Source organism: Pelagibacterium sp., from assembly GCF_035555455.1.
In the GTDB taxonomy this organism is placed as follows: domain Bacteria; phylum Pseudomonadota; class Alphaproteobacteria; order Rhizobiales; family Devosiaceae; genus Pelagibacterium.
In genome coordinates, this window is sequence record NZ_DATMGM010000069.1 from 1 (window position 1) to 24,738 (window position 24,738).

At 63.1% G+C, this 24,738-nt stretch carries 22 protein-coding genes and 1 pseudogene; 6 read left to right on the forward strand and 17 right to left on the reverse strand.

All coding sequences use genetic code 11. The features are described 5' to 3' along the window. Positions 1 to 349, reverse strand: a 349-nt coding sequence (locus VNS12_RS14595) for a sensor N-terminal transmembrane domain-containing protein (protein WP_325488582.1), incomplete at its 3' end; no start/stop codon positions are given. Positions 350 to 620: 271 nt separating this feature from the next. Then, positions 621 to 1,337, reverse strand: coding sequence for a response regulator transcription factor (locus VNS12_RS14600; protein ID WP_325488583.1), 717 nt, complete (start codon positions 1,335 to 1,337; stop codon positions 621 to 623). Between the two features lie 252 nt (positions 1,338 to 1,589). On the opposite strand from VNS12_RS14600, the gene VNS12_RS14605 reads away from it, so the two are divergent. Further along, the gene (locus tag VNS12_RS14605; protein WP_414693127.1) at positions 1,590 to 3,200 is read left to right on the forward strand and encodes a phosphoenolpyruvate carboxykinase; all 1,611 of its coding nucleotides are present in this window, start codon (positions 1,590 to 1,592) and stop codon (positions 3,198 to 3,200) included. 96 nt (positions 3,201 to 3,296) lie between these two features. Here VNS12_RS14605 and VNS12_RS14610 read toward each other — a convergent pair whose 3' ends face one another. The 4 genes from VNS12_RS14610 to VNS12_RS14625 form a co-directional block, all read right to left on the reverse strand. After that, positions 3,297 to 3,878 carry a cell wall hydrolase gene (locus VNS12_RS14610; RefSeq protein WP_325488585.1) on the reverse strand — a complete coding sequence of 194 codons (582 nt, stop codon included), beginning with the start codon at positions 3,876 to 3,878 and terminating at the stop codon, positions 3,297 to 3,299. Between the two features lie 223 nt (positions 3,879 to 4,101). Beyond that, positions 4,102 to 4,989 (reverse strand): cation diffusion facilitator family transporter, encoded by an 888-nt coding sequence (locus tag VNS12_RS14615; protein ID WP_325488586.1) that lies wholly within the window; start codon positions 4,987 to 4,989, stop codon positions 4,102 to 4,104. Between the two features lie 54 nt (positions 4,990 to 5,043). Continuing rightward, positions 5,044 to 5,763, reverse strand: coding sequence for an HAD family hydrolase (locus VNS12_RS14620; RefSeq protein ID WP_325488587.1), 720 nt, complete (start codon positions 5,761 to 5,763; stop codon positions 5,044 to 5,046). A gap of 79 nt (positions 5,764 to 5,842) precedes the next feature. Continuing rightward, complete coding sequence (locus tag VNS12_RS14625) at positions 5,843 to 8,239, reverse strand: mechanosensitive ion channel domain-containing protein (protein ID WP_325488601.1); 2,397 nt, start codon at positions 8,237 to 8,239, stop codon at positions 5,843 to 5,845. Positions 8,240 to 8,459: 220 nt separating this feature from the next. Between VNS12_RS14625 and VNS12_RS14630 the strand changes: the two genes are divergently transcribed. After that, on the forward strand, positions 8,460 to 9,266 hold the full coding sequence (locus VNS12_RS14630; protein WP_325488602.1) for a DUF72 domain-containing protein: 807 nt from the start codon (positions 8,460 to 8,462) through the stop codon (positions 9,264 to 9,266). A gap of 8 nt (positions 9,267 to 9,274) precedes the next feature. Here the strand turns inward: VNS12_RS14630 and VNS12_RS14635 are convergent, their stop codons facing one another. From VNS12_RS14635 to VNS12_RS14645, 3 genes are read right to left on the reverse strand one after another with little or no spacing between them, the layout of a single operon-like run. After that, the gene (locus VNS12_RS14635) at positions 9,275 to 10,312 is read right to left on the reverse strand and encodes a histidine kinase dimerization/phosphoacceptor domain -containing protein (RefSeq protein ID WP_325488588.1); all 1,038 of its coding nucleotides are present in this window, start codon (positions 10,310 to 10,312) and stop codon (positions 9,275 to 9,277) included. 52 nt (positions 10,313 to 10,364) lie between these two features. Next, a complete protein-coding gene (locus tag VNS12_RS14640; protein ID WP_325488589.1) occupies positions 10,365 to 10,808 on the reverse strand; it encodes a response regulator in 444 nt (147 codons plus the stop codon). Between the two features lies 1 nt (position 10,809). After that, positions 10,810 to 12,381, reverse strand: a complete 1,572-nt coding sequence (locus VNS12_RS14645) for a sensor histidine kinase (RefSeq protein WP_325488590.1) — start codon at positions 12,379 to 12,381, stop codon at positions 10,810 to 10,812. Between the two features lie 53 nt (positions 12,382 to 12,434). Between VNS12_RS14645 and VNS12_RS14650 the strand changes: the two genes are divergently transcribed. The 3 genes from VNS12_RS14650 to mgtE all read left to right on the forward strand — a co-directional run bounded on the left by VNS12_RS14650 (position 12,435) and on the right by mgtE (position 15,486). Further along, positions 12,435 to 13,166 (forward strand): VWA domain-containing protein, encoded by a 732-nt coding sequence (locus VNS12_RS14650; RefSeq protein WP_414693128.1) that lies wholly within the window; start codon positions 12,435 to 12,437, stop codon positions 13,164 to 13,166. After that, positions 13,163 to 13,903 carry a DnaJ domain-containing protein gene (locus tag VNS12_RS14655; protein ID WP_325488591.1) on the forward strand — a complete coding sequence of 247 codons (741 nt, stop codon included), beginning with the start codon at positions 13,163 to 13,165 and terminating at the stop codon, positions 13,901 to 13,903. The genes VNS12_RS14650 and VNS12_RS14655 overlap by 4 nt, the downstream gene beginning before the upstream one ends. A gap of 251 nt (positions 13,904 to 14,154) precedes the next feature. Next, positions 14,155 to 15,486, forward strand: coding sequence for a magnesium transporter (mgtE, locus tag VNS12_RS14660; RefSeq protein WP_325488592.1), 1,332 nt, complete (start codon positions 14,155 to 14,157; stop codon positions 15,484 to 15,486). Positions 15,487 to 15,522: 36 nt separating this feature from the next. On the opposite strand, the gene VNS12_RS14665 is transcribed toward mgtE, so the two are convergent. From VNS12_RS14665 to VNS12_RS14685, 5 genes are all read right to left on the reverse strand, one after another. Next, complete coding sequence (locus tag VNS12_RS14665) at positions 15,523 to 15,972, reverse strand: GNAT family N-acetyltransferase (RefSeq protein WP_325488593.1); 450 nt, start codon at positions 15,970 to 15,972, stop codon at positions 15,523 to 15,525. After that, positions 15,965 to 17,779, reverse strand: coding sequence for a phosphogluconate dehydratase (gene edd / locus VNS12_RS14670; RefSeq protein ID WP_325488594.1), 1,815 nt, complete (start codon positions 17,777 to 17,779; stop codon positions 15,965 to 15,967). The genes VNS12_RS14665 and edd overlap by 8 nt, the downstream gene beginning before the upstream one ends. 53 nt (positions 17,780 to 17,832) lie before the next feature. Next, complete coding sequence (pgl, locus tag VNS12_RS14675) at positions 17,833 to 18,531, reverse strand: 6-phosphogluconolactonase (RefSeq protein WP_325488595.1); 699 nt, start codon at positions 18,529 to 18,531, stop codon at positions 17,833 to 17,835. A gap of 59 nt (positions 18,532 to 18,590) precedes the next feature. Continuing rightward, positions 18,591 to 20,072: a glucose-6-phosphate dehydrogenase gene (zwf, locus tag VNS12_RS14680; RefSeq protein WP_325488596.1), complete on the reverse strand. Its 1,482-nt coding sequence runs from the start codon at positions 20,070 to 20,072 to the stop codon at positions 18,591 to 18,593. 93 nt (positions 20,073 to 20,165) lie between these two features. Further along, the gene (locus VNS12_RS14685) at positions 20,166 to 21,044 is read right to left on the reverse strand and encodes a glucosamine kinase nucleotide-binding domain-containing protein (RefSeq protein WP_325488597.1); all 879 of its coding nucleotides are present in this window, start codon (positions 21,042 to 21,044) and stop codon (positions 20,166 to 20,168) included. A gap of 166 nt (positions 21,045 to 21,210) precedes the next feature. Between VNS12_RS14685 and cobU the strand changes: the two genes are divergently transcribed. Continuing rightward, the gene (cobU, locus tag VNS12_RS14690) at positions 21,211 to 21,765 is read left to right on the forward strand and encodes a bifunctional adenosylcobinamide kinase/adenosylcobinamide-phosphate guanylyltransferase (RefSeq protein ID WP_325488598.1); all 555 of its coding nucleotides are present in this window, start codon (positions 21,211 to 21,213) and stop codon (positions 21,763 to 21,765) included. Here the strand turns inward: cobU and cbiB are convergent, their stop codons facing one another. The 3 genes and pseudogenes from cbiB to VNS12_RS14705 form a co-directional block, all read right to left on the reverse strand. Further along, positions 21,766 to 22,722, reverse strand: coding sequence for an adenosylcobinamide-phosphate synthase CbiB (gene cbiB, locus VNS12_RS14695; protein ID WP_325488599.1), 957 nt, complete (start codon positions 22,720 to 22,722; stop codon positions 21,766 to 21,768). Then, positions 22,719 to 24,188, reverse strand: coding sequence for a cobyric acid synthase (locus tag VNS12_RS14700; RefSeq protein ID WP_325488600.1), 1,470 nt, complete (start codon positions 24,186 to 24,188; stop codon positions 22,719 to 22,721). Before VNS12_RS14700 ends, cbiB begins: the two co-directional genes overlap by 4 nt. Next, positions 24,185 to 24,738, reverse strand: a pseudogene (locus VNS12_RS14705) (cobyrinate a,c-diamide synthase); the annotation flags it as partial. The pseudogene VNS12_RS14705 and the gene VNS12_RS14700, both read right to left, overlap by 4 nt.

Sequence of the window (24,738 nt, forward strand, 5' to 3'; positions counted from 1 at the left end):
GGGTGCGGGTGGGGGTAACCAGATTGCGCAACAGCGGCGCGACCCGCTCGGGGTTGATGGGAAATTCTAGGCTGGGATCGAACAGCGCGTAGGGAGTTCCGAACTCGCCGCTATAGAGCCCCAGCAGCCGGTCGGGGTTGACGGTGATGGAGTCCGAATTGGCGGTGGCCGAGGCCGCGATTGCCGCCGAAATGATCTCGCCCTGTACCCGCAGGGCGGAAACCCGCGCCTCGATCAGCCCGGCCCGGAAGGTGTTGAGATACATGATCCCCGCCACCAGGGCGGCGAGCGCCACGAGGTTGAGGATGACGATCCGCCGGGTGAGCGAGGAAAAGAACGTAAAATTCACGACCCGCCCGATGCCGTGAAAAAAGGCATAGAGCGCCCGCAGGAGAGGCCGGCGCGAGGCTTGACGTTCCTGCGCGGCTCTCGCCTTTTGCTCGCCCTTTGAAAGAGGGCCGATCGCGGAGACCGTTTCGCCTGCTTCTGCTTGCGGCACTTTCAGCACATGCGCTCCTGGAGACCTGGCTTTCTCCTATTGCGGTCTGGAGCCGCAGAAGGTCAAGCGCCCTGCACCGGTTCCGGTGTCGCAAACAGCGGCGCGATCGGTGGAAAACGCTCTATTGTTCCTTGAAGCGGTAGCCGACCCCATAAAGGGTCTCGATCATGTCGAAGCTGTCGTCGACACTTTTGAACTTCTTGCGCAGCCGCTTGATGTGGCTGTCGATGGTGCGGTCGTCGACATAGACCTGATCGTCATAGGCCGCATCCATCAGCGCGTTGCGGCTCTTGACCACGCCGGGGCGCTGGGCGAGGGCGAGAAGGATCAGGAATTCAGTGACCGTGAGGGTGACCCGCTGGCCCTTCCAGGTGCAGGTGTGGCGCTCCTGGTCCATGACCAGCGATCCGCGCTCCAATGAGGTCTTGGGCGTGCCGTCATCGCCATTGACTACGGGCGCTCCGGTCTCTTTGGGCGCTGCGGCGCGACGCAGGACGGCCTTGACCCGCTCGACCAGCAACCGCTGGGAAAAGGGCTTAGTGATGAAGTCGTCGGCCCCCATCTTGAGGCCGAACAATTCGTCGATTTCCTCGTCCTTGGAGGTGAGGAAGATGACCGGCACGTCCGATTTCTGCCGCAGGCGGCGCAGCAATTCCATGCCATCCATGCGGGGCATCTTGATATCGAGGATGGCCAGGTCCGGACGTTCGGAGGTCAGCCCCTCCAGTCCCGAAGCGCCGTCGGTATAGGTCGCCACCTGGTAGCCCTCGGCTTCCAGCGTCATCGAAACCGAGGTCAGGATGTTGCGGTCGTCGTCGACAAGAGCGATTTTGGGCATGAATTTCCCTTTATCTGTTGCTTGCTGCCGGTCGCTGAAAGCCCGGCAGGATTTCAACTTCGCCTGTTGAACGTAAGTGTCGCCTTGTGCCGTGCACAATACGCGCAAATTATGGCAACGCCAATGCTGGCGGCCTGTTTGCCGCCCGGCGACAGCCGCGCGATGCGGATAGACGAACGTCTTACGACCCATTGCCAGATGGCAGCCTGGGGCGGCCGGGTCCTATGGTGTGGCCACTATATCATAGGATTTATGAGAGCTGAAATGAACGCCACCACGTGTCAGAGCCTAGCCCGAGCCGTCGCCGAAAATGCCGGTTCGATCCGGTTCAATGACGCCGCTCCCCTGCTTGTCGAAGCCGCGATCGCGCGCGGAGAAGGTCAGTTGAGTGCCGACGGCGCGTTTGTCGCCGATACCGGCAAGTTCACTGGCCGCTCCCCGTCCGATAAGTTCATCGTGCGCGATGAGCTCACCGAAAATCTCGTGTGGTGGGACAATACCGCCGCGCTGGAACGGGAAAAATTCGATCTACTACTGTCCGATTTCGTTGCCGAACTCGGCGGAACCGATCTGTTCGGCCAGCAACTGCTGGCCGGTGCCGATCTCAAGCACCAGCTCAATGTCGAGGTCATCACCCCCTCGGCCTGGCACGCGCTGTTCATTCGCAACCTGCTGATCCGTCCGGCCCGCGCGGGCCTCGATGGGTTCGCCCCCGACGTGACCATCCTGCACAATCCCAATTTCAAGGCGGACCCGGCCCGTCACGGGGTGCGTTCTGAAACGGTGATCGCGCTCGATCTGAGCCGCAATATCGTGCTGATCGGGGGCACCGCCTACGCGGGCGAAATCAAGAAATCGGTGTTCTCACTGTTTAATTTCCACGCTCCGTCGGACGGCGTTCTGCCCATGCACTGCTCGGCCAATATCGGCAAGGAGGGCGACACGGCGCTGTTTTTCGGCCTGTCGGGAACCGGCAAGACCACCTTGTCGACCGACCCCAACCGGGTTCTGATCGGCGATGACGAGCACGGCTGGTCTGACGACGGCGTCTTCAACCTCGAAGGCGGGTGCTACGCCAAGACCATCAATCTGTCCCAGCGGGCTGAGCCCGAGATCTATGGAGCCGCGAAACGCTTCGCCACGGTGCTGGAGAACGTGGTCCTCGATGCGGCGAGCCGGGAGCCCGATTTCGACGATGCTTCCAAGACGGAAAATACCCGCGCCGCCTACCCGCTCTATGTGCTCGACAACGTCTCGCGCACCGGCGTCGGACCGACCCCGGCCAATGTGGTGCTGCTCACCGCGGACGCGTTCGGCGTCTTGCCGCCCATCGCGCGGCTGAGCCCCGAACAGGCGATCTACCACTTCCTGTCGGGCTACACCGCCAAGGTGGCCGGCACCGAGCGCGGCGTCACCGAACCGCAGGCCACGTTCTCGGCCTGTTTCGGAGCGCCGTTCATGAGCCTGCACCCCACTGTTTATGGCCGCATGCTCAAGAAACGGATCCGCGAGAGCCTTGCGGAATGCTGGCTGATCAACACCGGCTGGACCGGTGGCGCTTACGGCGAAGGCCAGCGCATCTCGATCAAGGATACGCGGCGCCTGCTCGGCGCAGCGCTCTCGGGCGAGCTGATCAACGTGCCGTCGCGGATCGACCCTGTGTTCGGCTTTCAAGTGCCGCTGGCCGTCGAGGGCGTGGAGTCGCAATTGCTCTCGCCGCGCGATACCTGGGCCGACAAGGACGCCTATGATCGCCAGTCGGCAAAGCTTGTGGCGCTGTTCGAGGAGAATTTTGAAAAGTTCGCCGCCGCAGATGTCCAGATCGCCGAAGCCGGCCCGCGCCTCGCAGTGGCTGCAGAATAAGCCAGGGTCCGGAGCTCTATGACATAAAGCCCGCGCCGTATTCGTACGGTGCGGGCTTTGTTTTGCGCGGAACGCGTCACAAAAAAAGTAAAGCGGTCAGTAAAAGATGTGATTGCCGATCGAGGCGACTTCGGCATAGGCCGAGGCCCAGGACGGCAGGATATTGGTGGTGTGAAAATGCATCGCCGTCGTCAGCCCGTCCTCGTGATGATTGCCTTCGAGAAAGTTGCGATAGGCGATCTGGGCAATGAGGTTCGACTTCACCCAGCTTTCGCGGTCGATCACGTTCCCGCGCCCGCCCTCATCGGGTCTGCCGTCACAGGCAAAGGAAAACTGGCAGCGATTGGGAAGATGGGCGTTCTGGAACACCACGGTGCACACCGTATCGGGGTACGCACGGCTTTCGACGCGGTTGAGGATCACCGAAGCGACGGCCCATTGACCGCTTTCCGGCTCGCCGCGCGCTTCGTGGTAAATCGCCTGGGCGAGGCAATGGACCTCGTTTGCCGCCAGTGCCTTGCGCTCGTCGGTGCTCATATAGCTCGACTGTGCGACATACTGATCGAGCAGCGCGGCGGTGAGAACCGGTGCCTCTTCCGCCTGGGTGGAGGCAAGGCCCCCAAACCCGACTATTGCGCTGATCGCAATGCCCTTAATGGCGTGTCTGACTCGCGCCATGCCTACCCCTGACCTACCGCGCCTTGACCTGGCGCTCTTGTGTGCTGGCCCACCCTTAGCAAGGGTGGCTCGTTAACGCGACGTTAAGCTTAACGGATGGTTAACCGTAGCGGCTTTGTCTGCGCGTGAAAAGAGCCCTAAGGCGCTTCTCTCAACAGCGGATGGCGGGAAAGGATTGGATTTTAAGCAAATGCGGCACTTGGTTCGCTTTGGCCTGCTGGGGCTACAGCACCACGATGCCTGAATGTTTGGCTTTTTCTTCAGGTTCGACATGGATGGTGACTTGCGCTTCGGCACTGATCTTGTGCAGGGCGGCCTCGATCCGGTCGCAGATGATGTGCGCGTCTTCGACGTTCATTGTGCCGGGCACCACGAGATGGAAATCGATAAACGTCGCGCGTCCGGCCTGGCGCGTGCGCAGGTCGTGCGCCTCGATGGCCCCGTCAGCGTTGGCGCTGATCGCCTCGCGGATTTGCGCCATCTGCTCTTCAGGCACGGCGACGTCCATCAGCCCGCCGACACTGCGCGCTACCAGCCGGGACCCCGACCACAGGATATTGAGGCCCACCAGCGCTGCGAGCACCGCATCGAGCACCGCGATCCCGGTCCAAATGACCAGCACCAGCCCCACCGCAACGCCCACCGAGGAAACCACATCGGTCCACAGATGGTGGCCGTCTGCTTCGAGAGCCGGTGATTGCAGGCGGCGCCCCTGCCGGATCAGCACCGCGCACCACACCGCGTTGATCACTGAGGCAACCATGGAAATGCCAATGCCCTGCCAGGGGGCGTCCAGGGGACGGGGATCGAGAAACCCCTGCCACGCCTGATAGAAAATCAGCAGCGCCGCCACGACGATGAACACGCCCTCGATCACCGCCGAGAAATATTCCGCCTTGTGGTAGCCATAGGGCATGGCAGCAGTAGCCGGGCGCGCCGCCAGACGGACCGCGATCAGCGCCGCCAGTGCGGTGGCCAGGTTGACCACCGATTCGAGCGCATCCGAAAGCAGCGCCACCGAACCGGTCAGCCAGGCTGCCCACAGCTTGAGGGCCAGCACCCCGAGCGCCACCGCGATGCTGATGAAAGCGAGCCTGATGGTCTGGGACATGAAAAGCGCTCCGGGTGTCGATGACCCCGCCCTAAACAAAGCGCCGACCTTTGTCTATCCCTTTGATTTTACATGCAAATGCTTTTGCAATCCATTTGCAGGCAACAGCGGCGTGATCATGTGTTCATGGGCGTGGGACAGCGTATCAAGCACGGCAACGCACAGCGCCGCGATATCGGCGCTCGGGCGCACCAGATCGGGTACCATCACCGTGCGCATGCCCGCAGCATGGGCGGCCCTGACCCCGACGACCGAATCCTCAAAGGCGATGCAGTGCGCCGGCTCGACGGCGAGCCGAGCCGCGGCGGTGAGAAACGGCTCGGGATGGGGCTTTGGATTGGCCACATCATCGCGGGTGACGATGGTGTCGAAATAATCGATCACGCCAGCTGCCGTCAAATGGGGCACGGCGTGATGGGTGCGCGAGGAGGTGGCCACGGCCAGCGGCACGTCGCGTTCGCGCAGCGCCGCAATCAGCTCCATCGCCCCGGTTTTGATCGGAATGGCCGTATCGCGCATATGCAGCCCCATGCCTGCGCGGCACTTTTCTTCAAACAGGGCATAGGGGAACGCCGCGCCATAGGTCCGCGCCAACAGCGCCGCCGTCGCCTCATGTGAGGACCCGACCATGCCCATATGCACAGCTTCGGTCATCTCATAGCCAAGCTCGGCGAACACCTCGTAAACGATGGTCTTGAACACCGACTCGGTGTCGAGCAGCGTTCCGTCCATGTCGAAGATGACGGCATCGAAGGGCTGGGCGAGAGGGGACATGACGAGCTTTCACAACGGCCAGAAAGCCCGATCTCCTATCATGGCCGGGGACCGGAGGAAAGGCGGCCTCCCGGACGGCTCAGCGGTCGTCCGGACCCGCATCGACATCGGGCAGCTGGTTGGGGATGGGGGCGGTGTCGCGCGCGGGCCTGCGGATGCGCCGCGCGCGAGCCGGCGGGGGCACCTCGATGCCGTCATCGGTCTGGCGGACCGGTGCGGGCGCGGTGCCCTGGCCCTGGGTAGTGTCGCCCGCCTCCTGGGCGAGCACCCGGATCGGGGGCGCGCTGCCGGTCTTGTCCTCGCCGAAATAAAGCGTCTGGTGCGGGTAGGGGATTTCGATGCCGCGCTCATCGAACATCTGCTTGATGATGCCGTTATAGGCGCGCTTGATGCCCCATTGCTGACCGGGCAGAGTCTTGATCCGGCCCCGGAAGATCACCTCGCTCGGGGCGAAGGCATTGACGCCCATCCATTCGAAGTCGCCAATCACCGAGGCCTTGAACTGCGGATCGGCCTTGAGCCGGTCGAAGGCATCAAACATTGCCTGTTTTACGTAGTCGGCGTCTTCGCGATACGACACCTTCATGTCGATCAGCGCATACGAAAAGCCGCGCATGAAATTGGTCACGGTATCGACCGAGGAAAACGGGATGATGTGGTAAGATCCCTCGACGTCGCGCAAGGCCGCCGAGCGGATGGTGAGCCGTTCGACGACCCCGGATATGCCGCCGATAGAGACCACATCGCCCACGTCGATGGCCCCTTCGAGCTGGATGAAAATCCCGTTGATGAGGTCCTGCACCAGCTTTTGCGCGCCGAAGCCGATGGCAAGGCCGATCACCCCTGCCGACGCGAGCAGGGGGGCGATGTTGATGCCCACTTCCGAGAGCACGAACATCAGGGTGATGACGATGATGGTAATGCTGGCCGCGTTGCGCAGCAGCACAAACAGGGTGCGGGTGCGCGCCGTGGTCCGCGGGGCCAGATCGGGGTTGACCTGATTGTCGATCCACGTGTTGAGCCCGACCATGGCGATGAGCGCGATAGCGACGATCATTGCGATGGTGATGATCGAACCCGCAACCTGCGAGCCGAACTCGCCCTCAAGAAAGGCAACGATATCGAACAGGCCCAGCTTGTGGATACAGAACAGGGCGACGATCGTGATGATCACGAGGCGCACCACCCTGAGCACCGCGGGGACCACGGCATCGAGCTGGCGTTGGAGTTCGGGCGAGCGCCGCCGCAGGTTTTCGGGCAGCGCAAAACCCTTGCCAATTACCTGCTTGATGACGTTGAGGACGATAAAGCCAACCAGCACCGCCAGCGCGATCTGGGCATTGTTCCACAGATAGGCCTGAAACTGCACCGTCGAGCGGGTCAGCGCGACGATCGCCAGAACCAGCAGATAGACGAGCGCGAACACATGCCAATAGGCAATCGGCATTCGCAGGGCCCGGCGCGTATCCCGGCCTGAGACCAGACGGATCAGCTTGTTGCGCACCGAGCGGCGGGCCGCCAGGATTCCCCCCGTCGCCACCCCCAGCGTTGCGAGAATCAAAACCACCGAAATCGCACGCCCGGCAGCGGCGGAAACCGAAGTGTTGAGCACGGGCAACAGGAACATCTGTCCGAAAACGAACAGGCTCACCAGCAATCGCCCCCAGCGGGTGACGGTGCGCGCTTCCGTGTCGCTGAGATGGATCAGCCGTTGTTCGCTCTCATTGGGCGAAACCACCGCCCGCAACACCGCCAGCACGAGCTCGATCAAGAGAAACGCGTTGAGATAGAGTGTATGCTCCAGTGCGATTTCCCCCGGCCGCCCCAGCGCCGAAACCGCGATGGCGTATCCGAGCGCGTAGGGAACGAGCGCGGCAAAGATATCGAGCGCCAGTTCAAGCACCAGCGCCAGCGGTTTGGCCACCCACCCGCCCCGGGCAAAGAACTGGCGCAATCCCGCGCGCGGCCGAGTCAGCGCCCGGCGCACTACGGCCAGGCCGCCATAGCTGACCAGCGCCAGAATGGCGATGTGCCAGACCATGCCTTGCAAGGCGTTGAGTTCGGATAGCCGCAGCGCGGCAAACATGCTCGGCGTGTTGGCCAGTTGGCGCCACAGCTGGTTGAGCGAGCGGGCAGTGTTCTGGACCGCATCCCGCGTCCATTCGCCAACCTGTCCGCCGATCGAGCGCAACTCCTGCCCCGGCCGGGAGGCTTCTTCGGGTGCTGCCGGTTCGCTGGCAGAGCGATCGAGCCCGGCTTCGAGCTCGGTGAGCAGAGCCTCGCGGGCGGTGTCGTCGCGCAAGACCTCGATCAGCCGCTCAAGAACCTGTTGCGACTCTTGGGCCGGGGCCGGCTGCTCGGGAGCCGGGGCAGCGGGAAGCAGCCCGGGAATCTGGGCCATGGCCGGATGGACGGCAAAGCCAAGGGTCGCAATGAGAAGATAGCGTAACACGCTGGTGAAAAAGGCTTTCGGCATCAATCTTACGAAAAGCTCCGGCTCTGTCGCGTGTCCTGCGCCGACGCTACAGCGCTTTGCGCCCCGGATGAACCCCTGTGAGCACTGCAGACGCGATCAATCAGCGGTTGCGCAAGTGTTTTTGGCGGAACCGGGAGCGCCGGAGGCGTGTTGAATCCGGGTCGATCCGCACGTGCGAATCGGGATATTTTCCGAATCTGATCGGGAGGGGAGAATGGACATGGCGATGGGCAGGATTGTTATCGGCGTGGGGGGCTGGACCTTCGCCCCCTGGCGCGGCCCCTATTATCCCGACACGCTGCCCCAGCGGCGCGAGCTTGAGCATATGGGGGCGACCATGACCGGGGTTGAGGTCAACGGCACCTTTTATGGCAGCCAAAAACCCGAAAGCTTCCGCAAATGGCACGATTCGGTGCCCGATGATTTCGTATTCGCCCTAAAAGGCACCCGGTATGCCACCAACAGGCGCGTGCTGGCGGAGGCAGGGGATTCGGTCGAGCGGTTTGTCTCCAGCGGCATTGTCGAACTGAAAGACAAGCTTGGGCCGATCAACTGGCAACTTGCCGCCACCAAGCAATTCGATCCCGAGGATTTCGCCACCTTCCTGCGCCTGTTGCCGTCCAGCGAGGGCAGTCATCCCCTGCGCCACGCGGTGGAAGCGCGGCACGCCAGTTTTGCCAATGCTGAAGCAGTTGCGCTGGCCCGGGAGCACGGGGTTGCGCTGGTTGCCGGCTGTGACGCCGGTTATGCGGAGATCGCCGACCCCACCGCCGATTTTATCTATCTGCGGCTGCAAGGCACCAGCGAGGCGCATGAAAAGGGCTATTCGGACGCCGATCTCGATGCCTGGGCCGAGCGTATCGCCATGTTTGCGCGCGGCGAGGTGCCGTCCGATCTGCCCACCTTTGGCCCCAAGGCCCAAAGCACTCCCCGCGACGTGTATGCGTTCGTGATTTCCGGCGACAAGGTGAAAAATCCTGCCGCCGCGATGGCCTTGATCGAGCGTGTCGCCAAAATGACCGGATAAGGTATGGGTCAGATATCGATCATCAGGCGGGCGCAGGTGCCTCTGGTGACGGAATCGTAGAGCAGGGTCGCGCCCAATCCACTTGCGGTGGCCGTGATGACGCGCGATCCGACGCCGGTGCCGTGGATTTTTCCCTGGCCGGTCCAGCCGATGCCGTCATCTTCAACGGCAATTTCCAGTTTCCCTGGACTTGTCACTCCGGCGCGAATGCGGATTTCGCCCGGCTGGCGGTCGGTATAGGCGTATTTGGCGGCGTTGGTGACCAGTTCGTTGACGATGACGCCCACGGAAACCGCCTTGTCGGTGGGCAGGCGCAGCGGGTCGGCGATCAGCCTGATGAACACTGGCGAGCCGTCGAGACTCATCGACGCCTGGATGTCCTTGGCCAGATTGCCCAGATAGGCGTCGATTTCGACGAACCGGACATCGTCATTGGTGTAAAGGCGGCGGTGGATGCCGGCGATGGCGGTGATCCGTCCCTGGGTTTCCGCCAACGCTTCCTTGGCCGCCGGATCAGCGACGGCAGTCATCTGCATCCGCACCAGCGCCGCGACCAGCGCGAGGGAATTGGCCACCCGGTGATTGACCTCGGCCAGCGCCATTTCGGCCCGTTCGCGCGCTTCGCGCATCTCCTGCTCGGCCCGTTCGCGCGCCCGTTGCAGCCGCGACGTGGCGATCGCCTGATCGATGGCGCTGCGCAAGAGCTCGACGAAATCCTCGCCAACCGATTTGAGCACATAATCGGCGGCGCCTGCCTTGAGCGCGGCAACGGCAATGGCCGCCTCGGTCGAGCCTGTTACGTAGATCACCGGCGGGGCATCGGCACGCCTGACCACTTTTTCGAGCATGTCGAGCCCGGTGCCATCGGCCAGATAATGATCGACCACCAGAACATCCGCATCGCCTGCCGCAAGCAGCTGGAATCCGCAGCGGGCGCTGGTCACGTGTTCGACATGGCTGCCGTGCCGGCCCAGCGCCTTTTGCACCAGGCGCCCGAGCGCGGGGTCGTCTTCGACATAGATGATTTTTGTGGATTGTGTCGGCATCTGGCCTGGGCTTTATCTCAAACTCGGGATGCGGGATGCATTGGCCTGCGCATCAGGAGGTTTCCGGCACCTGCATGACGGAAAAGAACATGCCAAGCTGGCGGATGGCATTGGCAAAGCCTTCGTAATCGACCGGTTTGGTGATATAGACATTGGCGCCAAGGTCATAGCAGCGCTGGATTTCGCGCTCGTCGTCGGTGGTGGTGAGCACGACCACAGGGGTGCGGCGGGTGTGCGGATTGCTCTTGATCTTCTCAAGGATCGCCACCCCCGTCATGTCCGGAAGATTGAGATCGAGCAGCACCAGGAACTGCCGGTGGGCGCTGACCTGGCCCGATCCATCGGGCCCCATCAGATAATCGAGCGCCTCCCCGCCCTTGAGGAACGGAACGATCTCGTTGTTGACGCCGGCGCGCCGGATGTTCTTTTCGATCAGGCGGGCATGCCCGGTATCGTCTTCGACCATCACGATGGTAACCGGCTTTGCATCGTTCATTTCAATCCGTGCTCCTCTTAATGGCGCGCAGGTCCGGAGCGAGGATCACCGTGAAGATGCTTCCCTGCCCAGGGTTCGATTGCAGCTCTATGTCGCCGCCAAGGTTTCGGGCCATGATGCGCACATGCGGGAGCCCGATGCCCTCACCGGGCGCCTCGGGATTGCCCGAACGGCGGAACAGTTCAAACACGCGCTCATGATCCTCTGCAGGTATTCCGCGTCCGTTATCACATACATCAATGAAAACCCGCCCATCTCGTTCCTGACGGCCGGAAACAGCGATCTCGACCGGGCGCTCCGGGTGCCGGTATTTGATGGCGTTATCGAGAAGATTGCCCAGGATCTGTTCCAGCGCGAGCCTGTCGGAAAAGACCGGAGGCGTGGAAACGGTTACCGATACGGTCCCGTCGGTCTTGTCGATCTGATGGCGCACCGCGGCGACGGCGGCCTCCACCATCGCCTGGAGATCGAGCCGCTCGGCCCGCAATTTGCGCTGCCCTTCGCGCGAGATTTTCAGGATGGCGTTGATCAGGCCGTCCATCTTGCGGGTGGACGAGCGGATAAAGCCCAGCGCTTCGGGCAGATCCTCGCGCACGGTGCGCTCAGCCTCGATCAGGATCGGGTCGGTCCGGGCTCCGGGATAAGCCTCCACCAGCGCTTCGACCGGCGCAAGAGATTCTTCGAGTTCAGCGGTAAAGCCCATGATGTTGACCAGCGGCGCGCGCAGATCATGGGTGACGATATAGGCGAACCGCTGCACTTCCTCATTGGCCCGGCGCAGATCGACGGTGCGTTCGGCCACCCGGGCTTCCAGATCGCGATTGAGCGTTTCGACCTCGGAATGCGCCCTGTCGAGTTCGCGGGTGTAGCGCAGCACGATCCAGGCCGCGCCGCCAATCACCGCCACGATCACCAGCGCGCCGAGAAAGGCGACGAGGCGCAGCCAATTGGCGGCGCGCCGCTGATCGACGACGCCTTCGAACGCGATGTTGTCGGCGGCGGCAATCACCGCATCGAGGAAATTGCGCGCGTCAGCCATCGCGCGCTGGCCCGCATCCGCGCGCACAAGGGCGATGGCTTCAGCCACTTGCCCGGTTTGCGCCAGGTCGATGGTCATGGCCAATTCATCGAGCGCCGTGGCGATATTGGCGTGCAGCACCTCCAGGGGCCGGTCGGTCTGGGGAAGGCTGGACAAGATGTCCGCCAGCCGCGCATAGGCCGCATCAACCACGGGGATCGCCTCTTGATAGGGGCGAAGGTGCAGGTCGTCGAGGGTCAGAAGAAAACCGCGCTGGCTCGTCTGGGCGTTCAGCAGCAGGTTGCGCAATTCGACAGCGGCGCTCCTTGCTTCCCTTGCCTCGACCACTTCCTCGAAATAGAGTTGGGTGCGCTCGACGAGCCAGATGGTCGTGCCCACGATGCCGATCAGCGCGACCAGGCCCACCATGATGAGCGCAAGGCTGGAGCGGGCAAACCCTTTTGACGTTATCGGCATTGTCGATGGCAGGCCAAGGTTCACGCGTAGTCCGCCTTTTTGCAGCATATCGAAGCCAAGTTCAAGGATAGCGGACATTTCGATCCTTGCAGCGTTACCCGCGCAAGACCATATTCAGGGCGAAAGGACCGATTGTGGCTCGAAAGACACCGATCACCCGCCCCGGCACTGACCAGACGGCACAGAGCGGTCCGCGTTTGGATATCGCCGATTTCGTGGCGCAGGTCGGCGCGATGAGTGCTGAGCGCCGCGTCGGGGATGGCACAAGGCGCGGGCGTTTGCTGTTCGCGCTCGATGCGACCATGAGCCGGCAGCCGACCTGGGACCTTGCCTGCCGCTTGCAGGGCGAAATGTTCGAAACGGTCGCAAAGACCGGCGGTCTTGATGTCCAGCTCATCTACTTTCGCGGATTTGGCGAATGCCGGGCCTCGCGCTGGGCGTCCGACGCCCGCACTCTCGCGCATTTGATGACCGGTATCGACTGCCGCGGCGGTCACACCCAGATTTCCAAGGTGCTGTCCCACGCTCGTGCCGAGCACGCGAAACGCAAGATCGACGCCATCGTCTATGTCGGCGACGCGATGGAAGAAAATATCGATCACCTCGCCCAGAAGGCCGGGGAACTGGGTCTGCTGGGCTGTCCGATGTTCGTTTTCCAGGAAGGCCATGACCCGGCGGCGCAGTCCGCGTTCAAGGAATTCGCCCGGCTCACCAAGGGGGCCTATGCGCGCTTCGATGCTGGTGCGGCTGCCGAACTGGCGGCGCTTTTGCGGGCGGTGGCGGCCTATGCCAGCGGCGGCAAGGCGGCGCTGAAATTGCAGAAAAGCGGTCCGGCACAGGTGCTTTTGGAGCAATTGCGATGATCTGGGTGGTTCTTGCCGGCATTGTGGTCCTTGTCGTCGCGTATCTCGGCTCGCTCTATATCCAGGGCGAAATTCGCCAGATGGTCCGGGCCTTGCGCTGGGTGGTCGGCGGGCTGTTGCTGGCGGGCGGAGCCTTCAGCGGCCTGCGCGGACAGCTTTTCCTCGCCAGTCTGCTGGGCGCCGGCGGCGTGGGGGTGCTGGTGCGGGGGCGGCTAGGACCGATCGATTTCGGCTCTGGCCTGTCCAGCCCCAACAACGCCTCCACCGTGACGTCGCACTACCTGTCCATGCGGCTCGATCATGAGACGGGATCGGTCTCGGGGCGGGTGCAAGCGGGGCATTTTTCCGGGCGCGACCTGGTCGACCTGTCGGCGGAGGAATGCTGGGCGTTCTATATCGAAATCGAGGACGATGCCGATTCCCTGGCGCTCTATGAAAGCTGGCTGGACGCCAATCGCAGCGGTTGGCGGGAGTATTTCGCCTCCGAGTTCGGCATGCGGACGGGGGATGATGAGGGTGCCGGTAACCACAGGAGCGATGCCGCTGCCGTCAACGGCATCGACGAGGCCTATGAAATCCTCGGCCTTGCGCCCGGCGCTTCTGCGGACGCGATCCGCTCTGCGCACCGCAAACTGATGAAGAAGGTTCATCCCGATGCGGGCGGTTCGGCCTTTCTCGCCGCCAAGATCAACTTGGCCAAGGACCTGCTGCTCAGCGCGGCGCAATCCAAGCGCTGAACCAAAAACGTCGCTCGGCGCGCCTTGATTGTTCTGTCCACTTGCACCATAAGACGCTGACCGGCGTGGTTTGGGCTGCGCTGGCAATGTTTACGAACAACAGGCTCTTAAAACCAATGGACGACCCTTCCAGTCGTTTGTCAAACAACAGTGACGCCGCCTTGCGCGCGCTGCGCCTGAGTCTGCCGGGTTAAACATCCCGCCTGCCTCGGTCGTCGTCCGCGTGGGACGGCGTGAGACCGAGGTGCACCATGACCTTCGATACCCTTGCTCACGCATTGGCGACCGGAGCGGACGCAACGGCTAACCGTGCGTTTCTCGCCACGCAACACTCTGCCGATATAGCGCAATTTCTCAACGATCATGACGCCGAGATCGACTGGCGCGTGCTCGACCTGCTGGAGCTTTCCCGGCAGGCCGAGGTGTTGGGCTATCTCGACAGAGCGATGCAGGTCGAGTTGGCGCGATCCGCGTCCCGCTCCCGGCTCGCCGCCGTGATCACCGCGATGGACGCGGACGATCGCGCCGACCTTTTCAACGCCTTGACCGAAGACGAGCAGGAAGCGCTGCTGCCCGCCCTCGCACAGGCCGAACGCGAGGATATCCGCCGCCTCGCATCCTATGAAGAAGGCACCGCCGGGTCGATCATGACCTCGGACTATGCGGTGCTGGTGCCGGGCCTGACAGCCCGCGAGGCCCTCGAACGGCTCCGGCTCGAAGCGCCGGACAAGGAAACCATCTACCGCGCCTATGTTGTCGATGCGGATCGCAAGCTGATCGGCTCGGTACGGCTGCAGGACATTATCCTCGCGTCTCCGTCCACCCCGGTCGAAAAGATCATGGAGCGCAATACCCGCGCAGTGGGGGTGGAAGAGGATCAGGAAGATGTCGCCAAGAAGATCGCGCGCTATGACGTGGTCGCCTTGCCGGTCGTCGATGCTGATAACCGCATCGTGGGCATCGTCACCCATGACGACGCGCTGGACGTCCTGACCGAAGAGGCGACCGAAGACTTCCACAAGTCGGGTACTGTGCAGGGGCTGGCCGAAAGCGTGCGGCAGGCCTCGATCTTCGTGCTCTACAAGGCGCGGGTGGCGTGGCTGGTTCTGCTGGTGTTCGGCAACATCTTTTCCGGCGCCGGCATCGCCTATTTCGAGGAAACCATTTCCGCCCATATGGCCTTGCTGTTCTTTCTGCCGCTGCTGATTGCCTCAGGCGGCAATGCCGGCGCGCAATCGGGAACGCTCATGGTGCGCGCGATTGCCACGGGAGACGTGCGCATGACCGACTGGGGGCGCATTCTGGGCCGCGAAACGCTGGTGGCCGGACTGCTGGGGCTGACCATGGCGCTCGCCATCTATGGCATCGGGCTATGGCGCGGCGGAGCGGAAATTGCTCTGGTTGTCTCGATTGCCATGGTGATCATCGTTCTGGCCGGTTCGCTGATCGGCATGATCCTGCCTTTCATCCTCACCCGGTTCGGGATGGACCCGGCCACCGCCAGTGGCCCGCTGGTGACTTCGATCGCCGACGTGGTGGGCGTTCTCATCTACTTCAGCATCGCGCGGGCGGTGTTGTTCTAAACTACCTGATATGAGTTGATCAGGCGTTCGCCGGTTCTAATAGTTCTTCATCTTCCGGTGGACGATGCCGGCATCGAGGAACTCCTCGCCAAACGCAACGAATCCCAGTCGGGAATAGAAGTCGATCTTGTCGATCTGGGATTCGAGATAGCATTGCTTTTGGCCCTGTTCGCGGGCGACCTCTACGGCAAAGGCGATCAGCCGCGCGCCGATTGCCCGGCCCCGATGGGACCGGGCGACGGCAACGCGACCGATTTTGGCATAATCGGGTTTGAAGGCGACCCGCGCCACGGCAATCACCGCGCCCTCGGCAAGGCCCACGATATGGGTCGCCGTCAGGTCGTCGGCGTCGTGTTCGATGTCTTCGGGCACGCCCTGTTCGAGGACGAACACTTCCCGGCGCAGGGCAAAGCCCAGATTGCACACCGGCGAAAAGGCCGGCACGACCATAAGGGTCAGTTCGGGCTGCGAGGTCGGATTAGCCAAAAACGCTCGCTCCCCGATCGGCGGTGCCCACCAATTGGCGGAAACCGGCAAACAGTTCGCGGCCCATGCCGAAATGCTCGTGTTCAAGGCTTTCGGTAGCCGGGGTGCGGGCCAAAAAGGACGCCTCGTCGCCAAGATAGGCCAGTGTTCCCTTCTCGGCATCGAGCCTGAGCAAATCGTCGTCACGGACCCGGGCGATCGGGCCGCCATCAGCGGCTTCGGGCGTCACGTGGATCGCGGCGGGCACCTTGCCGGAGGCGCCCGACATGCGCCCGTCGGTGACCAGCGCCACCTTGATCCCGCGATCCTGCAAGATGCCAAGCGTCGGGGTCAGGCGGTGCAGTTCGGGCATGCCCACGGCTCTTGGCCCCTGAAACCGGATTACCGCGATGAAATCGGAGGTCAGCTCCCCCGCCTTGAACGCGTCGATCAGGCCTTGCTGGGTGTGATAGACCCGGGCCGGGGCCTCGATGATGCGGTTTTCGGGTTTGACGGCGGAAATCTTGATGACGCCGCTGCCCAGATTGCCGCCCAGAACCTTCAATCCGCCGCTGGTGGCAAATGGCTTTGCCGCGCCGGTCAGAACCTTGGGGCTGCCGCTGTCGCGCGGGGCCGGCTCGAACGTCAGTTCGTCGTCGATATAGCGCGGTTCCTTGGTGTAGGCATCCAGCCCTTTGCCCCAGACGGTGGTTACATCGTCATGGAGATAACCGGCATCGCGCAGTTCGCGGATCAGAAAGCCCATGCCGCCGGCCGCGTGAAAATGGTTCACATCAGCCAACCCGTTGGGATAGACGCGCGCCAGAAGTGGAACCACTTCCGACAGGTCCGACATGTCGTCCCAGGTGATGCGCAGGCCCGCTGCATTGGCCATGGCGACCAGATGCATGGTGTGGTTGGTCGACCCGCCCGTGGCCAGCAGGCCCACGAGACCGTTGACCATGGATTTTTCATCGATGATGTGGCCGGCCGGGGTATATTCATTGCCCTGCGCGGTGATCGCAAGGGCGCGCTTGGTGGCGGCGCGGGTCAGGGCATCGCGCAGCGGGGTGCCGGGATTGACAAAGCTCGCGCCTGGCAGGTGCAGCCCCATGATCTCCATCAGCATCTGGTTGGAGTTGGCGGTGCCGTAGAATGTGCAGGTGCCGGGGCCGTGATAGGACTTGCTCTCGGCCTCCAGCAATTCGTCGCGCCCGACCTTGCCTTCCATGAACAGCTGACGGATGCGGGCCTTTTCGTCATTGGGCAGCCCGGAGGTCATCGGTCCGGCGGGAATGAACACCGCCGGCAGATGGCCAAAGGTCAACGCGGCGATCACCAGTCCGGGCACGATCTTGTCGCAGATCCCCAGAAACACGGCGGCGTCGAACATGTTGTGGCTCAGGCCCACCGCCGCCGACATGGCGATGACATCGCGCGAGAACAGCGACAGGTCCATCCCCATCTGCCCCTGGGTGACGCCATCGCACATGGCAGGCACGCCACCGGCCACCTGCGCCACGCCGCCCGCCTCGCGCGCTGCCGCGCGGATCAGATCGGGATAGGTCTCATAGGGCTGATGGGCCGAGAGCATGTCGTTATACGACGTGATGATCCCCAGATTGAGCGCGGTATCGCCAGCCAGCTGCGCCTTGTCCGTGGGGCCACACGCGGCAAATCCGTGGGCGAGGTTGCCACAGGACAAAACGCCCCGATGCACGCCCTGGCTGCGCGCCTTGTCGAGCCGATCGAGATAGATCCGGCGGCTCGCCTCCGACCGCGCCGCGATGCGGTCGGTGACATCCTTGATGGCGGTTTTGACGGTCATGGCCGCCTCCTTAACAGCAACAATGGAGGTGACCCGAGTTTATGGGGCTGAACTCAGGGACACCAGAAAAGAGAGAGCGGAATATGGCCCTGCGACAGAATGGCCCGCACCGGCATGGTTTCGACCGGTCCGGTCTCCAGGGCCTTGTCGAGCACCTCGGCCTTGTCGTCGCCTTCGATATGGAGATAGAGCGCGCGCGTATCGAGCAGCCGCGACAGCGTGAAGGTGACGCGCGGCTCCCCGGCACCGGGCGCCCGCATGGCAATCAGCGGGCCGTCGGTAGAAAGGGCAGCATGCAGCGTATCGCCGCCGGGGAAAAATGAGGCGGTGTGCCCATCCGTGCCCATGCCCAGAATGACCGCATCGAACGGGGAGGGAACGGATGCCACCGCCGCATTGGCGGCTGCGATTCCCTCGGCATCCGGTTCGGGCGTTCCGGCATAAAGCGGAACGAAGGTCGCAGCAGAGGCGGGGCCGGTCAAAAGGTTTTCCTTGACCAGTCGGGCATTGGAGCGATCCGAGCCTTCATCAACCCAGCGCTCGTCGACCAGGGTGACGACAACTTCGCTCCAGTCGATATCGTCGCGCGCGCCCAGCGCCGCGAAAAACCGTCCCGGCGTGGAGCCCCCCGAAACCGCCAGCGATGCGGTGCCGCGCTCGGCCAGCCCGGCATTGAGATTGTCTGCAACCGCGTCGGCCAGCGCTGCGGCCAGCTTGTCCTTGGTCGAAAAGACGTTGCGTTCAATGGTCATAGCTTCATCCTCATAACGTGGCCTTGCTGGTCTGATTCCATCAGATCAGCCGCCCTCTATCAGTGTTCGCCTTCGTGCCAGGTGCGGCCATCGCGCTCGATCAGCGCGACAGAGCCGGTCGGGCCCCAGGTTCCGGCGGTATAGGCTTGCGGGGCGTCGGGCGCATTGTCCCATGCCTCGCGAATGGGATCGATCCAGCGCCATGCCGCTTCGAGTTCGTCGCGCCGCATGAACAGGGTCTGGTTGCCCCGGATCACGTCGAGCAGCAGCCGCTCATAGGCTTCCGGCGTGCGTTCGTGGAACGTTTCGGCGAAGGACAGGTTGAGAGGAACCTCGCGCAACCGCATGCCGCCAGGGCCGGGATCCTTGATCATCAGGAACAGTTTGACCCCTTCATCGGGCTGCAACCGGATCACCAGCTTGTTGGGCTTGGGCGCGCCTTCGGCATGATCGAAGATCGAGTGGGGAATGGAGCGGAACTGAATGACGATCTCGGACACCCGGGTCGCCATGCGCTTGCCGGTGCGCAGGTAAAACGGCACGCCCGACCAGCGCCAATTCTCGACTTCCGCCTTGATCGCCACGAAGGTCTCGGTGCGCGAGCCCTTGCGGTCGTCGGGCAATTCATCCTGATAGCTGGCCACCGATCCGCTGTTGACCGCGCCGCCCTTATACTGGCCGCGCACGGTGTTGCGGGCCGCTGCTTCGCCGGTGATCGGCCTGAGCGACCGCAACACCTTGAGCTTTTCGTCCCGCAGGGCGTTGGCGTCATCGGAGGCCGGCGGCTCCATGGCAACCAGGCACAACAGCTGCATCAGATGGTTCTGCACCATGTCGCGCAGGGCACCGGCGTCGTCGTAATAGCCACGCGTGCCCGCGCCCACATCTTCGGACACGGTGATCTGCACGTGATCGATATGGGCGGCGTCCCAGATCGGCTCGAACAGCACGTTGCCGAACCGCAGCGCCAGCAGGTTCTGCACGGTTTCCTTGCCCAGATAATGATCGATCCGATAGACCTGATCTTCGGCAAACACCTCGGAGATCGCATCGTTGATTTCCATCGAGGAGGCCAGATCGCTGCCCAGCGGCTTTTCCACCACCACCCGCGCGTCGCGCCGCCAATATCCCTTTTCATCGAGATAGGTGCAGATCGGCCCGAAGAGCGAGGGTGCGACCGCCAGATAGAAGGCCCGCACGATCTGCGGATCGTCCCGCAATTTGGAGTCCAGATCAGTCCAGACGTCGCGATTACTCACATCGTTTGCGACGTAGGAAAAGCACGAGACGAACCGATCGATTGTGTCCTTGTCGCGATATTGCGGCTCGACGAATTCGTTCACCGCCTTGCGGGCGAAATCCTGATATTCGGCGTCGGTCATCTGCGCGCGCGACACCCCGATGATACGGGAGCGCTCATCGAACTGGCCATCGGCAAACCGATGGTACAGCGCCGAAATCAGCTTGCGTCGGGTGAGATCGCCGGTCGCGCCGAACACGACGTAATCGAAGGGTTGAACCGGAATGATGCGAGCGGACAAGGCGCCCTCCGTCGTGGATCGTTTCAGCTTGATGGCGGACCGCTATCGGTCCTCATCGCGGATTTTAGTGTTTCCGGCCAGGCCGGAAACCGTTCAGTGGCCGGTCGCGTTCTGGCGGGCCAGAATGACGGCGCCGTGCAGCGGTTCGGCGCGCGGAAGACACACATACTCGCCGTAACGCGCTTCAAGCAATGGCATCAGCCGTTGGCCGAATCCGCCCACGATGGCCAGCTTGGTTGCACCATGTGCCTTGAAATAGGCGACGTACCGGTCGATGTGCCCCATTTCGGTCTCCATGAGCAAGGCGGCCACCGGGTCGTCCTTGTCGAAATGGTCGATGAAAAGCGGCATCAGCGCCCCGTAATCAGCGGGCTGGCGGCCATCGAAACTCCACGCCATCACCGCATCGAGATCGCCGCCCAACTGGTCGATCACCGCCTGCGTGAGCGGTGAGCCATCGACCAGCCCATCGGCGGCTTCGACGGCGTACCGGACCAGGTCGCGGCCCAAAATTGCCCCCGACATCTGGTCGCCGATGTGGAACCCCCAGCCGCCGACCTGATGGCGGGCACCCGCGACCAGCGCCAGTCCGGCTGAACCGGTGCCCACGATGATCACCGCGCCGTCCTCGCCCTCATGGGCCCCGGCCCGCGCGATATCGATATCGTCATAGACGGTGACTTTTGCAAACGGCCAGTCCCGCGCGGCGAACGCCTCGCGCGCCGACGGCAGTCTGCCGCCCGCCATGCCGAAACAGGCGTGGGTGTGGGCGGTCTGGGCAAAATCGAGCCCTGCCTTGGCGAACACTTCCCGTGTGCCCTCGGTGATCGAACGATAGGCTGGATCGCCGCCTTCGAGCTGGAGGTTGGCGCGCCCGCCATGGGCTTCGGCCAGCGTTTCGAGATTGGCGTTTGCGAGCCTGATGCGGCAATTGGTGCCGCCCCCATCCACTCCGAGGAAGTATTTGGGCACGATGAGAAAAGCTCCCGTTCTTCGCGGCGGACCATACTGCGCTTGCGCATAGGACGAAAGTATAATGAGGTCAAATCGTAAATCGACCGGGGCAGCGCAATGCGGAGTGGGAACCAACGCGCCTGCCTTACGTTGGCCGCGCTGACGCGGTAGGGCAAGGGCAGACATGAGTTTGGTGGAGGATGGCGTGTTGAGCGGACATATTCTGGTTCTGGGCGGAACACGGTCGGGCAAGACGGCGCTGGCCGAGCGGCTGGCGACGCGCAAGAGTTCGGCCCCCGCCTATCTCGCCACCGCCGAAGCGCTCGACGACGAGATGGTCGAACGGGTGTCGGCCCATCAAAAGAGCCGGTCCGGGCGGTTCGCCACCATCGAGGAACCGCTGGAGCTGCCACAGGCGCTATTTGCGGCGGCGCAGACCCATGATGTGATCCTCGTCGACTGCCTGACCTTGTGGATCACCAACCTCTTGAGCATGGAGCGCGATGTGGCCGATGAGGTCGACACGCTGGTCGAAGTGCTGGCCGCAATGAAGGACACGCAGGTGATTCTGGTGTCCAACGAAGTGGGGCTGGGCATCGTGCCCGACAACGCGCTGGCCCGGACGTTTCGCGATCTCGCCGGGGCGGCCCACCAGGAGTTGGCGGCGATCTGCGAGCACGTCTATTTCGTGGTGGCGGGCCTGCCCATGGTGGTCAAGGGGCAGTACCCGGACCTGTAATCACAACATCCAGCGCAGCAGCGCCCAGACCGCCACGCCGCCAAGAGCGAGCAGCATCGCCCGGTCGTAAAGGCTTATGGCTGTTGCGATATCGTCCGCCCCAAGCGCGCGCCGCCCATCGCCCATGCCGGGCAGATCGACCCGCTCTCCCCGATAAGAACGCGGGCCCCCCAGCCCGAAATCAAGGGCGCCGGCCAGGGCGGCCTCGGGCCAGCCGGCGTTGGGCGACGCGTGGTGTTGCGCGTCTCTTTGGGCTGTGCGCAGGGCCGCTTGCGGATCGGCACCATCGAGAAATCGGGCGCCACCGGCAAACAGCAATGCGGTGAGGCGGGCGGGAATTATATTAACGATATCATCGAGTTTGGCCGCCGCCCAGCCGAAAGCTTCATGGCGCTCGGAGCGGTGGCCGATCATGGAATCACAGGTGTTGATGGCTTTGTACACCGCGGCGCCAGGCAGGCCGAACAGGGCAAGATAGAGCAGTGGGGCGATGACACCGTCGGAAGCATTTTCGGCAAGGGTTTCAATGGCAGCACGGGAAATCTCGGCCTCGTCGAGACCGGCGGTGTCCCGGCCCACGATCTGCCCGACCGCGTGGCGGGCCCCGTCGAGCCCATCTGACCGCAGCGCGTCGGCCACGCCCATCACCGCATCGCGCAGACCCTTCTGGGCGAGCAGCGAGGAGGCGATCAGCACTTCGATCACCCAGCCGAAGGGCAGGAGGTCGAGCAGTTCAGAAATCCCCAGCGCGACGATCAGGGTGACGAGGATGACGATGGCCAGCGCGAGGATGCCGCGTATCTTGCGGATTTCAAAGGATTTTTCGGGCCGGTTGAGGCGCGTGTCCAAAAATCCGATCAGACTTCCGATCCACATTACGGGGTGACCGATGCGATCGACCAGCCCTTGTGGATACCCCGCCAATCGCTCGATAACGGCGGCGAGAAAGGCGATCACAGGGCGGGTTCCCGGGCGAGGGCGAGGATCTGGTCGAGGTCGAGATGGGCTTCGAGATGGGCAGCCAAATCATCGAGCGTCCGATCGATTTTGGCGTCGAAATCAAGCAGCGGATCGGGGGTAAACCCGAGACGGGAGAGGACGTCGCGGCGGAAGGCGTCGGCGGAGAAAATCCCGTGCAGATAGGTGCCCATGATGCGGCCATCGGCGGAGCGCGCGCCTTCCGCAACGCCATCGACCAGCGCAAAAGGGCGTTCCATATCAGGGCCTTGGGTTACGCCCATATGCATGTGATAGCCGGTGAGCGGGGTGCCGGAGAGGGCGTCGCGGGCCTCGGCAAAGCGCAGGGTTTTCTGGCCTTCGAGACGGGTGGACAGGGCAAGATGACCCAGGCCGGGGCTGACACCCGCCGGGCCTTCGAGGCCCTCGGGGTCGGCGATGGAGGTGCCCAGCATCTGGTAGCCGCCGCAGATGCCCAGCACATGGCCGCCAGCGCGGATATGGGCGGCAAGATCGATGTCCCAGCCCTGCTCCCGGAAGAAGGCAAGGTCGGCGCGGGTGGCCTTCGAGCCGGGGAGGATGACGAGGCGGGCGTCGCGCGGAAGCGGTTGACCCGGCTGAACAATGACGAGGCGAACGCCGGGTTCGGCGCGCAGCGGATCGAGGTCATCGAAATTGGCGATGCGCGGCAGGCGCGGCACGGCGATGATCGTATCTCCTTGATCTGGAATGGAATTTTCGAGTGACAAGACGTCTTCGGCGGGCAGGGTGCTGGCAGCGTCGAAATGAGGAACAACCCCCAGACAGGGGCGGCCCGTACGGGTTTCTACGATGGTGCGCCCGGCCTCGAACAGGGTGGGGTCGCCGTGAAATTTGTTGACCAGCGTGGCCTGGATCAGCGCGGCGTCCTCGGGCGCGATCACCGCAAAGGTGCCGACCAGCGAGGCGATCACCCCACCGCGATGAATATCGCCAACGAGAATGACCGGAACAGTGGCGGCCTGGGCGAAACCGAAATTGGCGATATCGCCGTTTCGTAAATTCACTTCCGAAGCACTGCCCGCGCCTTCGACGATCACCAGATCGTTTTGGGCAGCCAGCATGGTAAACGCATCGAGCACGTCGGGGATAAATTCGGCGCGTTTGGCAAAATAGGCGCGCGCGCTCATCGACCCGACGCGCTGCCCGCGCACAACCACTTGAGATCCCGTCTCTTTTTCCGGCTTGAGCAGAATCGGGTTCATGGCGGTGTGGGCGGGTTTGCGGGCGGCGCGGGCCTGAAGCGCCTGGGCGCGGCCGATTTCCCCGCCATCCTCGGTAACGGCGGCGTTGTTGGACATGTTTTGCGGTTTGAACGGCGCAACCGACAGGCCGCGATTGGCGAACGCGCGGCAAAGCCCTGAAACAATTAGGGATTTTCCAACATCCGAGCCAGTGCCCATCACCATGATGGCCCGCGCGGTCATGGGGTTTTCACTCCCTCGATGACGTGGGCATACGATCCCATGACCTTGCCAAGGCGCAGTCCCGAGGGGGGCAAAGCGGTGCCAAGGGCGTCATCCTGAGCAAACATTGGCGATAAAATGTATGGACTTGCGGGCATTCGAGCATCGAGTTGTCTGGAAAATCGCGATGGAAGTTGGCTCGAATAATGGAACTCATGTCCACGAATGTCACGCGGCCATGGCAGGGGCGAGTCATGGCGCATTTTGCGGTAGCCGAGGACCAGACGCGGCCGGTCGATGCGGGTTGATACCGGCAGGAGATTGGCCATCGGGTGTTCTCCGCCCTCGCGGTCGATAAGGGTCTCGCCCAGAACCATGTAGCCGCCGCATTCGCCATAGATCAGCGCGCCGCGATCGCGGGCGCTGGCCAGACCTGTTTTGAACCGGGCGGCAGCACCCAGTGTCGCGCCATGCAGTTCGGGATACCCGCCGGGAAGGAACACCGCATCGGCATCGTCGGCGGGGGCCTCATCGGCCAGAGGCGAGAAAAAGCTCAGGCTCGCGCCGCTGG

What these genes read in the sequence shown, in the direction of transcription:
- VNS12_RS14600 (WP_325488583.1), bottom strand. Translation starts at nt 1,337, where the DNA reads ATGCCCAAAATCGCTCTTGTCGACGACGACCGCAACATCCTGACCTCG.
- VNS12_RS14605 (WP_414693127.1), top strand. Translation starts at nt 1,590, where the DNA reads ATGAGAGCTGAAATGAACGCCACCACGTGTCAGAGCCTAGCCCGAGCC.
- VNS12_RS14610 (WP_325488585.1), bottom strand. Translation starts at nt 3,878, where the DNA reads ATGGCGCGAGTCAGACACGCCATTAAGGGCATTGCGATCAGCGCAATA.
- VNS12_RS14615 (WP_325488586.1), bottom strand. Translation starts at nt 4,989, where the DNA reads ATGTCCCAGACCATCAGGCTCGCTTTCATCAGCATCGCGGTGGCGCTC.
- VNS12_RS14620 (WP_325488587.1), bottom strand. Translation starts at nt 5,763, where the DNA reads ATGTCCCCTCTCGCCCAGCCCTTCGATGCCGTCATCTTCGACATGGAC.
- VNS12_RS14625 (WP_325488601.1), bottom strand. Translation starts at nt 8,239, where the DNA reads ATGCCGAAAGCCTTTTTCACCAGCGTGTTACGCTATCTTCTCATTGCG.
- VNS12_RS14630 (WP_325488602.1), top strand. Translation starts at nt 8,460, where the DNA reads ATGGCGATGGGCAGGATTGTTATCGGCGTGGGGGGCTGGACCTTCGCC.
- VNS12_RS14635 (WP_325488588.1), bottom strand. Translation starts at nt 10,312, where the DNA reads ATGCCGACACAATCCACAAAAATCATCTATGTCGAAGACGACCCCGCG.
- VNS12_RS14640 (WP_325488589.1), bottom strand. Translation starts at nt 10,808, where the DNA reads ATGAACGATGCAAAGCCGGTTACCATCGTGATGGTCGAAGACGATACC.
- VNS12_RS14645 (WP_325488590.1), bottom strand. Translation starts at nt 12,381, where the DNA reads ATGTCCGCTATCCTTGAACTTGGCTTCGATATGCTGCAAAAAGGCGGA.
- VNS12_RS14655 (WP_325488591.1), top strand. Translation starts at nt 13,163, where the DNA reads ATGATCTGGGTGGTTCTTGCCGGCATTGTGGTCCTTGTCGTCGCGTAT.
- mgtE (WP_325488592.1), top strand. Translation starts at nt 14,155, where the DNA reads ATGACCTTCGATACCCTTGCTCACGCATTGGCGACCGGAGCGGACGCA.
- edd (WP_325488594.1), bottom strand. Translation starts at nt 17,779, where the DNA reads ATGACCGTCAAAACCGCCATCAAGGATGTCACCGACCGCATCGCGGCG.
- pgl (WP_325488595.1), bottom strand. Translation starts at nt 18,531, where the DNA reads ATGACCATTGAACGCAACGTCTTTTCGACCAAGGACAAGCTGGCCGCA.
- cobU (WP_325488598.1), top strand. Translation starts at nt 21,211, where the DNA reads ATGAGTTTGGTGGAGGATGGCGTGTTGAGCGGACATATTCTGGTTCTG.
- VNS12_RS14700 (WP_325488600.1), bottom strand. Translation starts at nt 24,188, where the DNA reads ATGACCGCGCGGGCCATCATGGTGATGGGCACTGGCTCGGATGTTGGA.